This window comes from Streptomyces sp. NTH33, assembly GCF_003236365.1.
GTDB lineage: Bacteria > Actinomycetota > Actinomycetes > Streptomycetales > Streptomycetaceae > Streptomyces.
Genome location: NZ_POTZ01000150.1, coordinates 1 through 13985, shown reverse-complemented (window position 1 = coordinate 13985; position 13985 = coordinate 1). Strand labels below are relative to the sequence as shown.

General features: G+C 72.5%; 12 protein-coding genes and 1 pseudogene. 11 read left to right on the top strand and 2 right to left on the bottom strand.

What is annotated here, in order from left to right; all coding sequences use genetic code 11:
- From C1I97_RS16585 to C1I97_RS16575, 3 genes are all read left to right on the top strand, one after another.
- On the top strand, positions 1-323 hold a 323-nt coding region (locus C1I97_RS16585; protein WP_181446753.1), incomplete at its 5' end, for a CGNR zinc finger domain-containing protein.
- Positions 324-676: 353 nt separating this feature from the next.
- Positions 677-1198 (top strand): sigma-70 family RNA polymerase sigma factor, encoded by a 522-nt coding sequence (locus C1I97_RS16580; RefSeq protein ID WP_019056398.1) that lies wholly within the window; start codon positions 677-679, stop codon positions 1196-1198.
- Positions 1198-2007, top strand: a complete 810-nt coding sequence (locus tag C1I97_RS16575; protein ID WP_441349121.1) for an anti-sigma factor family protein — start codon at positions 1198-1200, stop codon at positions 2005-2007. The genes C1I97_RS16580 and C1I97_RS16575 overlap by 1 nt, the downstream gene beginning before the upstream one ends.
- 64 nt (positions 2008-2071) lie before the next feature.
- Here the strand turns inward: C1I97_RS16575 and C1I97_RS16570 are convergent, their stop codons facing one another.
- On the bottom strand, positions 2072-2308 hold the full coding sequence (locus C1I97_RS16570; protein ID WP_111003993.1) for a hypothetical protein: 237 nt from the start codon (positions 2306-2308) through the stop codon (positions 2072-2074).
- On the opposite strand from C1I97_RS16570, the gene C1I97_RS16565 reads away from it, so the two are divergent.
- The 3 genes from C1I97_RS16565 to C1I97_RS16555 all read left to right on the top strand — a co-directional run bounded on the left by C1I97_RS16565 (position 2210) and on the right by C1I97_RS16555 (position 6872).
- A complete protein-coding gene (locus C1I97_RS16565; protein ID WP_111003992.1) occupies positions 2210-4480 on the top strand; it encodes a HelD family protein in 2271 nt (756 codons plus the stop codon). The two genes, C1I97_RS16570 and C1I97_RS16565, sit on opposite strands and share 99 nt — an antisense overlap.
- 387 nt (positions 4481-4867) lie before the next feature.
- Positions 4868-6283 (top strand): NAD-dependent malic enzyme, encoded by a 1416-nt coding sequence (locus tag C1I97_RS16560; protein WP_111003990.1) that lies wholly within the window; start codon positions 4868-4870, stop codon positions 6281-6283.
- A gap of 307 nt (positions 6284-6590) precedes the next feature.
- On the top strand, positions 6591-6872 hold the full coding sequence (locus C1I97_RS16555) for an HU family DNA-binding protein (protein WP_111003989.1): 282 nt from the start codon (positions 6591-6593) through the stop codon (positions 6870-6872).
- A 692-nt stretch (positions 6873-7564) separates the two neighbouring features.
- Here C1I97_RS16555 and murA read toward each other — a convergent pair.
- A complete protein-coding gene (murA, locus tag C1I97_RS16545) occupies positions 7565-8905 on the bottom strand; it encodes a UDP-N-acetylglucosamine 1-carboxyvinyltransferase (protein WP_111003987.1) in 1341 nt (446 codons plus the stop codon).
- A gap of 281 nt (positions 8906-9186) precedes the next feature.
- Between murA and C1I97_RS16540 the strand changes: the two genes are divergently transcribed.
- The 5 genes and pseudogenes from C1I97_RS16540 to C1I97_RS41480 form a co-directional block, all read left to right on the top strand.
- Positions 9187-9759: a YqgE/AlgH family protein gene (locus C1I97_RS16540; RefSeq protein WP_181446752.1), complete on the top strand. Its 573-nt coding sequence runs from the start codon at positions 9187-9189 to the stop codon at positions 9757-9759.
- A gap of 28 nt (positions 9760-9787) precedes the next feature.
- On the top strand, positions 9788-10066 hold the full coding sequence (locus C1I97_RS16535; RefSeq protein ID WP_111003985.1) for a DUF3039 domain-containing protein: 279 nt from the start codon (positions 9788-9790) through the stop codon (positions 10064-10066).
- A gap of 137 nt (positions 10067-10203) precedes the next feature.
- Positions 10204-11871, top strand: a complete 1668-nt coding sequence (locus tag C1I97_RS16530) for a beta-N-acetylhexosaminidase (RefSeq protein ID WP_111003984.1) — start codon at positions 10204-10206, stop codon at positions 11869-11871.
- A gap of 315 nt (positions 11872-12186) precedes the next feature.
- Positions 12187-13080, top strand: a complete 894-nt coding sequence (locus C1I97_RS16525) for an FAD binding domain-containing protein (protein WP_111003983.1) — start codon at positions 12187-12189, stop codon at positions 13078-13080.
- Positions 13077-13985 (top strand): annotated as a pseudogene (locus tag C1I97_RS41480) (hypothetical protein); the annotation flags it as partial. The gene C1I97_RS16525 and the pseudogene C1I97_RS41480, both read left to right, overlap by 4 nt.

The following is a 13985-nucleotide window of genomic DNA, read 5'->3' as shown; positions in this document are numbered from 1 at the left end:
CCCTCACCCGCGTCAACGACCTCGCCCGTACCGCGCCCCCGGCCCCCCGTGCCGTACGGGGTGAAGACGGCATCCTCGTCCGCGAGTTGGCCGAGCCTCCCGAGTGCGCCGCCCTGCTCGCGGCCGTCGCCCGGGATGCCGTGGAACTGCTCACCGATCCCGTCGCCCGGGCGGGTCTGCGGCAGTGCGAGGGCGACAACTGCCCGATCGTGTACCTGGACACGTCCCGGGGGCGCAGGAGGCGCTGGTGCTCCAGCGAGGTGTGCGGGAACCGTGAACGGGTGGCCCGGCACCGCCGCCGCGCCGCCCTCGCCCGCGCATAGGGGAGGGGACCCAGGAGGGGTCGAACGACCGGTCGGTCGTCCCGTTTGCCGGTTGGGTGAGGCCGGCGCCGAAGTGATTTCGGCAACATCCCGTTTGACGTTCGGATTTGACGGGAAGCCGGCGCGATCTCGAGGTGTGTCGGAAATGTAAACATCGCGCGGGGGGAATGTGCTCTCATGTCCCTCTCGTCAGGCCGGCCCGCGGAAATCCGTCGGCCGGTTTTGAACACGGCGCGACCCACATCCGTATCCGACGGCGAGCGACCGACTGGGGGAACCCCCGGACACCGGAGGTGGGCGTGCGCAAGGATGCGGCCGTGGCCAAAGAACGTGGAGCGAGGGCCCGACATCGCATGTCCCAGTCCTCGGAACCTGATGAGGAGTTGATGCGTGCGCTGTATCGAGAGCACGCCGGTCCTCTCCTTGCGTATGTCCTCCGGCTGGTCGCCGGAGACCGGCAGCGTGCCGAGGACGTGGTGCAGGAGACGCTCATCCGTGCCTGGAAGAACGCCGGCCAGCTCAATCGAGCGACCGGTTCGGTACGCCCCTGGCTGGTGACGGTCGCCCGGCGCATCGTCATCGACGGCCACCGCAGCCGGCAGGCCCGGCCGCAGGAGGTCGATCCGTCACCGCTGGAGGTCATCCCCGCGGAGGACGAGATCGACAAGGCGCTGTGGCTGATGACGCTGTCGGACGCGCTCGACGACCTGACCCCGGCCCACCGGGAGGTGCTCGTCGAGACGTACTTCAAAGGGCGTACCGTCAACGAGGCGGCGGAGACGCTGGGTATACCCAGCGGCACTGTCCGCTCCCGGGTGTTCTACGCCCTGCGTTCGATGAAGCTGGCTCTGGAGGAGAGGGGGGTGACGGCGTGATGAGCATGTACGGGGGATTCGGAACGGGTGGTTCGGGTATGTCTGGGTCCATGCAGGGATCTCCGGCCCCGAACGAGCACGAGACCGTCGGCGCCTACGCCCTCGGAATTCTCGACGACGCCGAGGCAACCGCGTTCGAAGCCCACCTCGCCGGCTGCGAGTGGTGCGCACGGCAGCTCGACGAACTGGCCGGGATGGAACCGATGCTGGCCGCGCTCGCGGACCTGCCGGGCTCCGGCTCGCCCGCGATCGGCGAGTCCCTGTCGGCCAGGCCCAGCCCGCGCCTGGTGGAGAAGCTCGTCGACGAGGTCGCCGAGCGCCGCGCCCAAAAGCGCCGGCGCGGCTTCTACCTGGTCGCGGCGGCGGCAGCGCTGATCATCGGCGGCCCGCTGACCGTGTACGCGGCGAGCGACCCGGACAGCGGCGGCAAGGCCAACGTGGCCGTGAGCTCCGCGCAGACCGCCTTCCAGGAGATGCCCGGCAAGATCACGGCGACGGACCCGACGACGAACGTCACCGCGACGATCGGTCTGGAGAAGAAGGACTGGGGCACGGACGCCGTTCTCGAACTGAAGAACGTCACCGGCCTGCAGAAGTGCTCGCTGATCGCCGTCGGCAGCAACGGCGAGCGCGAGACCCTCTCGACCTGGTCCGTCCCGAAGTGGGGCTACGGCATCCCGGACGCCAGGACGGAGGAGGCCAGGAAACCCCTCTACGTCCGTGGCGGCGCCGCCCTGGAGCCGAACCAGATCGACCACTTCGAGGTGATGACCTTCGACGGCAAGCGACTCGTCGAGGTCAAGCCCTAGAACGGGACGGTCCGGCTTCCGCGAGCGGGTCCCCTTCGCGTACGGTTGACGGCTGCCCAGCACGTCAGAAGGGGGCCCGGTGGCCGCTCAGGCTCAGCAGGATTCCGCGGTCGGATCGGTCCACGTCCCGGATCACGTCCCGGATCACGTCCCGGATCACGTCCCGGATCACGGGCCGGTTCACGGGCCGGATCACGGCTCGATTCACGGTGAGGCGCACGACTCCGTACGGGAGCGGGAGATCCGCGGGGAGCAGCAGCACCTGGACCGGGTGTACCGGCGTCTCGAGGAGAAGATCCACGAGGCCGAGTTCCTGATGCGCGACGCGGCCCAGCGCGGCCAGGTCGGCACACCCGGCGCGCTGGCCGAGCGGGACGCGCAGGTCTTCCGGGCGGGCATCCACCTCAACCGGCTGAACAACGAGTTCGAGGACTTCCTCTTCGGCCGGATCGACCTGCTGGCCGGCAAGGACGGCAGGAAGGGACCCGACGGGGCCTACACCGCCGTGGAGCCGGCCGAGGGCGCGGTGCGCGAGGACAACACGGCCGACATCGCCGAGACCCTGCACATCGGCCGTATCGGTGTCCTCGACGAGGACTACGCCCCGCTGGTCATCGACTGGCGGGCCCCGGCCGCCGCCCCCTTCTACCGCTCCACCCCGGTGGAACCCGGCCGGGTCGTACGCCGCCGGGTCATCCGCTCCAAGGGACGGCGCGTCCTCGGCGTCGAGGACGACCTGATGCGCCCCGAGCTGCGGGCCTTCCTCGACGGACACGAGCTGCCCGCCATCGGCGACGGCGCGCTGATGGCCGCGCTCGGCCGGGCCCGCGGCCACACCATGCGGGACATCGTCGCCTCCATCCAGGCGGAGCAGGACCTGGTCATCCGCGCCCCCGCCGCCTCCGTGACGTACGTCGAGGGCGGTCCGGGCACGGGCAAGACGGCGGTCGCCCTGCACCGGGCGGCCTACCTGCTCTACCAGGACCGGCGCCGCTACGCCGGCGGCATCCTGATCGTCTCCCCGACCCCGCTGCTCGTCGCCTACACCGAGGGCGTGCTGCCCTCGCTCGGCGAGGAGGGCCAGGTCGCCGTCCGCGCGATCGGCTCGCTGGCCGAGGGCGCCGAGGCCACGCTGTACGACTCCCCGTCGGTGGCGCGGGCCAAGGGGTCGTACAGGATGCTGAAGGTGCTGCGGAAGGCGGCCCGCGGAGCGCTGGAACTCAGCGGTGCGCCGGGCCGGCTGCGGGTCGTCGCCTTCGGGCGCCGGCTGGAGCTGGAGGGCGAGGAGCTGAACCGCGTCCGGCACACCGCCCTGAGCGGCACCGCGCCGGTCAACCTGCTGCGCCCGCGCGCCCGCAAGCTGCTGCTGGACGCCCTGTGGGAGCAGTCCGGCGGCGCCGCCCGGCACACCGACCCGGAGCTGGCCGCCGAGCTGCGCTCCTCCTTCGACGAGGACGTCACCGGCGAGGACTCCTTCCTCGCCTTCCTGGACGCCTGGTGGCCGGAGCTGACCCCGCGGGCCGTGCTCACCGCCATGGCCGACGAGCGGCGGCTGGGCCGCTGGGCCCGGCGGATCCTCAACCCCGGCGAGGTGCGCCGGGTCGCCCGCTCGCTCAGGCGCGACGGGTACTCGGTGCACGACATCGCCCTGCTCGACGAGCTCCAGGCGATCCTCGGCGCCCCGGCCCGCCCGAAGCGGAAGCGCGAACTGGACCCCCTGGACCAGCTCACCGGCCTGGAGGAGCTGATGCCCGTGCGCGAGGAGTCGCAGTGGGAGCGGGCCGAGCGGCTGGCGCAGGAGCGCACCGAGTACGCGCACGTCATCGTGGACGAGGCGCAGGACCTCACGCCCATGCAGTGGCGGATGGTCGGCCGCCGCGGACGGCACGCCACCTGGACGGTCGTCGGCGACCCCGCCCAGTCCTCCTGGTCCGACCCGGACGAAGCGGCCGAGGCCCGCGACGAGGCCCTGGGCACACGTCCGCGCCGCCGCTTCGAGCTCACCGTGAACTACCGCAACCCGGCCGAGATCGCCGAGCTGGCCTCGAAGGTCCTCGCCCTGGCCATGCCCGGCTCGAAGGCCCCGTCGGCCGTCCGTTCCACGGGGGTGGAGCCGCGCTTCGCCGTCGTACGGGGCTCGGTGGAGAAGACCGTACGGGCGGAGGCCGAGCGGCTGCTGGACCGGGTCGACGGCACGGTCGGCGTGGTCGTCGCCATGAACCGGCGCGAGGAGGCCCGGCGCTGGCTGGCCGGGCTCGGGGACCGGGTGGTGGCCCTGGGCAGCCTGGAGGCGAAGGGGCTGGAGTACGACGCGACGATCGTGGTGTCCCCGGCGGAGATCGCCGACGAGTCCCCGGCCGGCCTGCGGGTCCTCTACGTCGCGCTGACCAGGGCCACCCAGCAGCTGACGGTCGTCTCGGGCGAGCGGGACGAACCGGACGGGGCGGGGGTGCCGGACCTGCTGCGGGACTGAGGGGAACGTACCGCCTCGGCGGGAATGGCCGCGGGGCATCCGTTTGTTAGCCTGGAGGTGACACCGGCCCGATCCAAGCCCCCGGGCCCAACCTTCGTCGCTTCGAGCGACCACTTGCCGCGAGGCGAGCATGGCGGGCCGGTGTCACCTCACTGCTTCCCACCGCTTCCAGAGGTCCGCGTCACAGGAGTGACGCGGACCTCTTCTGCCGTGTGCCCGCCTTTCACCACCGGGTGACTTTCTCGTATGGTGAAAGTCACTTTCCGAAACAGCACGTCCCCGTGAACAAAAAGTCCGCAACCGAAGGCGGTTACCACGTACTCAGGGGTAGGTGCGACGATCGGACGGCACAACCACGCGACACGGTGAAAGCAGAGGAAGTCGGTCATGGCAACGGCGCCCAGCGTCTCCTACTCGATGACGATCCGGTTGGAGGTGCCGGCGGGCGGGACCGCCGTATCGCAGCTCACCACGGCCGTGGAGTCCTCCGGAGGCTCGGTGACCGGCCTCGACGTCACCGCGTCCGGCCACGAACGGCTCCGCATCGACGTCACCATCGCGGCCACCTCGACGACGCACGCCCAGGAGATCGTCGAGAAGCTGCGCGGCATCGAGGGCGTCACGCTGGGCAAGGTCTCGGACCGTACGTTCCTCATGCACCTCGGCGGCAAGATCGAGATGGCGTCCAAGCACCCCATCCGCAACCGTGACGACCTGTCCATGGTCTATACGCCGGGTGTGGCCCGCGTCTGCATGGCGATCGCCGAGAACCCCGAGGACGCCCGCCGGCTGACCATCAAGCGCAACTCCGTTGCGGTCGTGACGGACGGCTCGGCGGTGCTGGGTCTGGGCAACATCGGCCCGAAGGCCGCGCTGCCGGTCATGGAGGGCAAGGCGGCCCTCTTCAAGCGGTTCGCCGGCATCGACGCCTGGCCGATCTGCCTGGACACCCAGGACACCGACGCGATCGTCGAGATCGTCAAGGCGATCGCGCCCGGGTTCGCCGGCATCAACCTCGAGGACATCTCCGCGCCGCGCTGCTTCGAGATCGAGGCGCGGCTGCGCGAGGCGCTGGACATCCCCGTCTTCCACGACGACCAGCACGGCACCGCGATCGTCGTGCTCGCCGCGCTGACCAACGCCCTGCGCGTGGTGGGCAAGGAGATCGACAGCGTGCGCGTGGTGATGTCCGGCGCCGGCGCGGCCGGTACGGCCATCCTCAAGCTGCTGCTCGCGGCCGGCGTGAAGAACGCCGTCGTCGCCGACATCCACGGCGTCGTGCACGCGGGCCGCGAGGACCTCGTCGACGCCGCCCCGGAGTCGGCGCTGCGGTGGATCGCCGAGAACACCAACCCCGAGAACCTCACCGGCACCCTGAAACAGGCCGTGCACGGCGCGGACGTCTTCATCGGGGTCTCGGCGCCCGACGTGATCGACGGCAAGGACGTGTCCGCCATGGCCGAGGGCGCGATCGTGTTCGCGCTCGCGAACCCCGACCCCGAGGTGGACCCGGCGGTCGCCCGCGAGACGGCGGCGGTCGTGGCCACCGGCCGCTCCGACTTCCCCAACCAGATCAACAACGTGCTGGTCTTCCCGGGCGTCTTCCGCGGTCTGCTGGACGCGCAGTCCCGCAGCGTCAACACGGAGATGATGCTGGCCGCCGCGCAGGCCCTCGCCGACGTGGTCACCGAGGACGAGCTGAACCCGAACTACATCATCCCGAGCGTCTTCAACGAGAGGGTCGCGGGTGCGGTCGCGGGAGCCGTCCGGGAGGCCGCGGAGAAGTCCGGGGCGACGGCGTGACGATCACCACGGCGCGGTGAAATCGGCGCGTCGCGGGACATCCGGTCACCAGGACAGCCTTATCGTGCCTGGAATCGGGCACTCTTTTCGTGTGACGCCCGCGGGTGTTCTCGCGACTCCTATGGGTGCCGGATTGGCATTGATGCCGCAGGTGGGGGCAGGATGCCACCCTGGGCGCGAGGGTTTGGCGACGGACCCGGGTCCGGGGACCGACCGAGGACCCTGGCAGCATCGGCTTCGCTGTGCCCAACATGCGGCTTCGCCGCGTGGCACGCCGCAACGGCAAGAAGAACACGGGAGTAACAACATGAACCGCAGTGAGCTGGTGGCCGCGCTGGCCGACCGCGCCGAGGTGACCCGCAAGGACGCCGACGCCGTGCTGGCCGCGTTCGCCGACGTCGTCGGCGAGATCGTCTCCAAGGGGGACGAGAAGGTCACCATCCCTGGTTTCCTGACCTTCGAGCGCACCCACCGGGCCGCTCGCACCGCCCGCAACCCGCAGACCGGCGAGCCGATCCAGATCGCGGCCGGCTACAGCGTGAAGGTCTCCGCGGGCAGCAAGCTCAAGGAAGCCGCCAAGGGCAAGTGACCTTGCCGTCCGTACGCCACGAGACGGCGTACGAGGCCCCGTAGGGCACACCACGCCAATGGGGCGGCCCCCCTTCACCCGGGGGGCCGCCCCATCGCCGTACACACACGCCGAGCCGAGCACCGGACCCGGTCCCGGCCCCGGGAAAACGCCGTGTCGGCCGTGGGACGGGCATCCGCGCCCCTCGCCGGGCCCCTGGGGCGGCTTCGCGACTCCTGCTGGGATCGGCGGGGCTGCCGGGCGGCCGGTCCGCTGAGCGGGGGAGTCGTTCCCTCGCCGCGGGCCCGGCGAGCTGTCGTGCTGCCCGGGCGAACGACCTCGGGAGCCGGGCGGTCCGCCGGGCACCTGGGGCCGGGCGGCCGGCTCGGCCGGGCGAGTGCCTGGCCCGGGGCGCTCTTCGCCCCGGCGGGTTCGGCCGGCTGCCCGGGGCCTGCCCTGGGGACGGCCCTCGGGCCGACGGCCTTCGGGCCCCGGCCGTGGGCCGCCGGGCCGGGGCGGCAGAGGCGCTCAGCGGGGCGCTCGGGCCGGGGATCCTGGGTTGCGGTGGGTTCCGATCAGGTGGTGCGCCCCGGGGCAGGAGGTATGTGCCGTGTACGGCCCCTCCGCGCCCCGGTCGGTGTGCCGCTCGGATCGCCAGGGGCGGGCCACTGCCCGGTCGGGCGAGCACCCGGGCCGGGGGCGGCTGGGACCGGTCAGCCCAGGGCCTGGCCCGGCAGTTCGACCTTGGCGCCGAGTTCCATGAGCTTTTCCATGAAGTTCTCGTAGCCGCGGTTGATCAGGTCGATGCCGTGGACGCGGGAGGTGCCCTGGGCGGCCAGGGCGGCGATCAGGTAGGAGAAGCCGCCGCGCAGGTCCGGGATGACCAGGTCGGAGCCCTGGAGGCGGGTCGGGCCGGAGACCACCGCGGAGTGCAGGAAGTTGCGCTGGCCGAAGCGGCAGTGGGAGCCGCCCAGGCACTCGCGGTACAGCTGGATGTGCGCGCCCATCTGGTTCAGCGCGGAGGTGAAGCCCAGCCGGGACTCGTACACCGTCTCGTGGATGATCGACAGGCCGGTCGCCTGGGTGAGGGCGACCACCAGCGGCTGCTGCCAGTCGGTCTGGAAGCCGGGGTGCACGTCCGTCTCCAGCGCGATGGACTTCAGCTGACCGCCGGGGTGCCAGAAACGGATGCCCTCGTCGTCGATCTCGAACGCGCCGCCCACCTTCCGGTAGGTGTTCAAGAACGTCATCATCGACCGCTGCTGCGCGCCGCGGACGTAGATGTTGCCCTCGGTCGCCAGCGCCGCCGACGCCCAGGACGCGGCCTCCAGACGGTCCGAGAGCGCCCGGTGGGTGTAGCCGCCGAGCCTCTCCACACCCGTGATGCGGATCGTGCGGTCGGTGTCCATCGCGATGATCGCGCCCATCTTCTGCAGGACGCAGATCAGGTCCTCGATCTCCGGCTCCACGGCCGCGTTGGACAACTCCGTGACGCCCTCGGCCAGCACGGCCGTCAGCAGCACCTGCTCGGTCGCGCCGACCGACGGGTAGGGAAGGCGGATCTTCGTACCGCGCAGCCGCTGCGGAGCCTCCAGGTACTGGCCGTCGGCCCGCTTCTCGATCGTCGCGCCGAACTGCCGCAGCACGTCGAAGTGGAAGTCGATGGGCCGGCCGCCGATGTCGCAGCCGCCCAGACCCGGGATGAACGCGTGCCCCAGCCGGTGCAGCAGCGGGCCGCAGAACAGGATCGGGATGCGCGACGAGCCCGCATGGGCATCGATGTCGGCCACGTTCGCGCTCTCCACGTGGGTCGGGTCGAGCACCAGCTCACCCGGCTCGTCGCCCGGCCGGACCGTCACCCCGTGCAGTTGCAGCAGACCGCGTACGACCCGCACGTCACGGATGTCCGGAACGTTGCGCAGGCGACTCGGCTCACCGCCCAGCAGAGCGGCGACCATGGCCTTCGGCACGAGGTTCTTCGCACCGCGGACACGGATCTCGCCCTCCAGCGGGGTTCCGCCATGGACAAGCAGGACATCGTCGTTGACGGTCATGTATCTCGCGTTCCGATGAGGATGAGTTGGTCAGGGGCCGGCCGATCACTTCGGTCAAGGGGCCGGAGAGACAGAGTAGTCGCCGCGCGCCCCCCTTCCGTAAGCCCGCCGTCGGCCCAGTCGGGTCATGATCGTGCCACGACACGAACCGTCGGGAGCCGGGTACATACGGTCACCGGAACCGCAGTGCGCCGGTCACGCATCCGTGCCCCTGAACTGCTCTCACTCACGTAGCCGGATTGGCTCCCCATGCGAAGGGAAGATGCGGGATCATGTCTGGCATGACCGAGGTGTCCTCGCTCACAGGGCGGTTGCTCGTGGCAACGCCCGCCCTGGCGGACCCGAACTTCGACCGTGCGGTGGTGCTCCTTCTCGACCACGACGAGGAGGGCTCCCTCGGTGTCGTCCTCAACCGTCCCACCCCCGTGGACGTGGGTGACATCCTGGAGGGCTGGGCGGATCTCACCGGGGAGCCCGGCGTCGTCTTCCAGGGCGGCCCGGTGTCGCTGGACTCCGCGCTCGGCGTCGCCGTCGTCCCCGGCGGCGGCTTGGGCGAACGCGCCCCGCTGGGCTGGCGCCGGGTGCACGGCGCGATCGGTCTCGTCGACCTGGAGGCACCCCCCGAGCTGCTGGCCTCCGTCCTCGGCTCCCTGCGGATCTTCGCCGGATACGCCGGCTGGGGCCCCGGTCAGCTGGAGGACGAGCTGGCGGAAGGGGCCTGGTACGTCGTCGAGTCCGAGCCCGGCGACGTCTCCTCCCCGTCCCCCGAGAGACTCTGGCGCGAGGTGCTGCGCCGCCAGCGCAACGAGCTGGCGATGGTCGCCACGTATCCGGACGACCCGTCGCTCAACTGATGCCGGCCGGCTTCAGTACCCTTGCCGTATGAGCACTCTCGAGCCCGAGCGCGGCACTGGTACGGGGACCCTCGTCGAGCCGACGCCGCAGGTGTCCCACGGCGACGGTGACCACGAGCGCTTCGCCCACTACGTCCAGAAGGACAAGATCATGGCGAGCGCCCTCGACGGTACGCCCGTCGTGGCGCTCTGCGGCAAGGTGTGGGTGCCGGGCCGCGACCCGAAGAAGTACCCCGTGTGTCCGCTGTGCAAGGAGATCTACGAATCCATGAGCGGCGGCGGCGAGGGCGGCGACGACAAGAAGTAACCGGTCACCGCTCGGCCGAGACCTGTGGCCCCCGAGGGACGTTCCGGCGTGCCTCGGGGGCCTGTGCTGTCGAGCGGCGTGTGCAGCATGCGCAACGCTCGTTGCACCGCGTCGCGGCCGAGGCTACCCATGAGGGCATGACCACCCCTGAGGGCACGACCGACGTGATTCCGGCGCCGCGCGCCGTGTCCGGAACCCCGGGCCCTCCGGGCCGCGCCGTCCCGCTCGACCGGGAGACCGCCCTGTGGGCCGCGCCGGGCGCCGGCTCCACGGAGCGCTGGCTGCGCGCCACCCTCGGCGCGGCCCTCGGTCTGCCCCTCCCGGCCGGCCCCGAGGACGCCCGGAACTCCGTGCGGCTCCGCCTGGACGACACCCTGGAGCCCGAGGCGTACCGGCTCGCCGCCGTCCCCGGCCGGGGCGTCGAGATCCGCGGCGGCTCTCCGGCCGGGGTCTTCTGGGGCGCGCAGACCCTGCGCCAGCTGCTCGGACCGGACGCCTTCCGGCGCGCCCCCGTGCGGCCGGACGCCGCCCACGCGGTACCGGCCGGGGTCGTCGAGGACGCCCCGCGCTTCCGCTGGCGCGGGCTGATGCTCGACGTGGCCCGGCACTTCCTGCCCAAGGACGGCGTGCTGCGCTACGTCGATCTGATGGCCGCGCACAAACTCAACGTGCTGCACCTGCACCTGACGGACGACCAGGGCTGGCGCGTCGAGATCGAGCGGTACCCGAGACTGACGGAGGTCGGCTCCTGGCGGGCGCGGACGAGGTTCGGCCACCGGGCGTCCCCGCTGTGGGAGGACAAGCCCCACGGGGGCCACTACACCCAGGACGACATCCGGGAGATCGTCGCCTACGCCGCCGAGCGGCATGTCGGCGTCGTCCCCGAGATCGACGTACCCGGGCACTCGCAGGCCGCCATCGCCGCGTACCCGGAACTCGGCAACACCGACGTCGTCGACACCTCCGCCCTCACCGTCTGGGACGACTGGGGGATCAACCCGAACGTACTCGCCCCCACCGACACCACCCTGCGGTTCTACGAGGGCGTCTTCGAGGAACTGCTCGAACTGTTCCCCGCGGACGCGGCCGCATCCTCGGTGTTCGTCCACATCGGCGGCGACGAGTGCCCCAAGGAGCAGTGGCGGGCCTCGCCCACCGCGCAGGCGCGCGTCAAGGAACTCGGGCTGGCGGACGAGGGCGAGCTGCAGGCGTGGTTCGTCGGCCACTTCGGCCGCTGGCTCTCCGCGCGCGGGCGCAGGCTGATCGGCTGGGACGAGATCCTGGAGGGCGGGCTCCCGCCCGGGGCCGCGGTCTCGTCCTGGCGGGGATACGCCGGCGGGATCGCCGCCGCGCGGGCCGGTCACGACGTCGTCATGTGCCCGGAACAGCAAGTCTACTTGGACCACCGCCAGGCCCCCGGCGAGGACGAGCCCGTGCCGATCGGCTACGTGCGCACCCTGGAGGACGTCTACCGGTTCGAGCCGGTTCCGCCCGGACTCGACGCGGACCAGGCCCGTCGTGTGCTGGGCACCCAGGCCAATGTGTGGACGGAGGTGATGGAGGACTCCGCGCGCGTGGACTACCAGGTCTTCCCCAGGCTGGCCGCGTTCGCCGAGGTCGCCTGGAGTCCTCTGCCCGCCCCCGGGGAACGGGACTTCGCCGGTTTCGAGCGGCGGATGGCCGCCCACTACCGGCGGCTGGACGCCCTCGGCGTCGGCTACCGCCCGCCCGCCGGGCCGCGCCCGTGGCAGCGGCGGCCGGGTGTCCTGGGCCGGCCCGTCGAGGGGCCGCCGCCGTCGCGGTAGCCGGCCGGTGGCCGGGTGGCCGGTGCCGGGGTGACCGGTGCCGAGGTGGTCGGCGCGGAGACGGCCGACCACCCGCCGTCTCGAACTGGTGCTGGAAAAAGCCCGCAAGTATCAGCGAAGAGCGGGAATTCGCCCGCACCGGCGATGTCGTGCCAAAACGGGCCATGTCGCTGGTGAGGTGGGCGAACACCCCTTAGCGGACCCGTGTCTTCGACCCCTGCGAAGATGTGCCAGAGTTGCCACGTCCGCCCTGTCAGCACGTACCGTACGGCAGCACGGGTGGGACCAGTGTGCAGCGGGAAGGGGCAGCCGGTTTTGACCACGCACGCACCGCAGGCGGGGCAGGCCGTCACGCTGCCCACGACGCTGGACGAGGCCGTGGCGGCGCTCGCCGCCATGCCCGCAGCGGTTCCCGTGGCGGGCGGCACCGACCTCATGGCCGCCGTCAACTCCGGGCAGCTCAGACCCGCCGCGCTGGTCGGCCTCGGCCGGATCAGCGAGATCCGCGGCTGGCAGTACCAGGACGGTCACGCGCTGCTCGGCGCGGGCCTCACGCACGCGCGTATGGGGCGCCCCGACTTCGCCGCCCTCATCCCCGCCCTCGCGGCGGCGGCGCGCGCGGCCGGCCCGCCGCACATCCGCAACGCGGGCACCCTCGGCGGCAACATCGCCTCGGCCGCCCCCACCGGGGACGCGCTGCCGGTGCTGGCCGCCCTGGAGGCGACGCTGATCATCGCGGGCCCGGGCGGAGCCCGCCGGGAGGTCCCGGTGTCGCACCTGTTGGCCGGAGTGGAGATGCTCCGCGCGGGCGAGCTCATCGGCTACGTGCGCGTGCCGCTGCTGCACGCGCCGCAGGTCTTCCTGAAGGCGACCGGCCGCACCGGCCCGGGCCGCGCGGTGGCGTCCGTGGCGCTGGTCCTCGACCCGGCCCGGCGCGGGGTGCGGTGCGCGGTGGGTGCCATAGCGCCGATGCCGCTCAGGCCGCTGGACGCCGAGCACTGGGTGGGCCGGCTCATCGACTGGGACAACGGCCGCATGATCGTCCCGGAGGCGCTGAACGCCTTCGGGGAGTACGTCGCCGCGGCCTGCATCCCCGACCCGGTTCCGGCCGAGGACGGCTCCGTGCCGCAGCTTCCGCCCGCCGTACTGCATCTGCGGCGCACCGTCGCCGCGCTGGCCCGACGAGCACTGGGGAGGGCGCTGTCGTGACCGACGACCAGCACGGAGAGGGCGCCCCGGGCAGCGGCGGCCGCTGGGACCCGCTGCCCCAGGGCGACTACGACGACGGCGCCACCGCGTTCGTGAAGCTGCCCGAGGGCGGCATCGACGCCCTCCTGGCCGCCGACAGCCCGCTCGCCGCGCCCGGCCAGGGCTATGTGCCGCCGCAGATAACGGTCACGCCCACCGATCCGGCGGCCACCGATCCGGCGGCCACCGGCGGTTGGGCGGTGCCGGGCGCGCCAGCCGAGGGCGCCCGGTGGCCCGAGCCCGGCGCCGCGCCGCAGGGCACGGGCGCGCAGGCGGACGACCGGTTCACGTACCACCCGGAGGCCACCCAGCACTGGACCTTCGACGACACCCGGGCGGACCAGGCCGCCGGGGCCCCGCACGCGTCCGGGCAGGACGTGACCGGGCAGTGGTCGATCCCTGTCGCTCCGGGTGACCTCCCGGACGAGTCGGGCGAGTTCACCACGTCGTCCCTGGTCCAGCAGTGGGGCGGCACCCCTCCGGCCACCCTCCCCGGCGGCGCGCCCGCGCCGTGGGCGACGGAGGCGGTGGGCGAGGCGTGGAGCCGGCCGCGCGCCGGGACGGAGACGGCCGGGCAGCCGGCGGGCGGCACGCACGCGCGTGGGCCGGCCGGGCAGCCGGCCGAGAGTGGGCACGGCACCGAGCCGGCCCAGGACCCGTACCGGGCCGGGACCGGGGCAGGCGGCGCGCACGGTGGCGAGCGGACGTCGGCGGGTGCCCGTGCGGACGGCCGGCCGACGGGGGCGCCGCACGCGGGCGAGGAGCCCGCGGCGCCCGAGCGGGAGACCACCGCCTCCGCCGCCACGGGCACCCAGCCGCCCGCCGCACCCGGACACGGCACCCAGCCGTCCGCCGCACCCGGACAC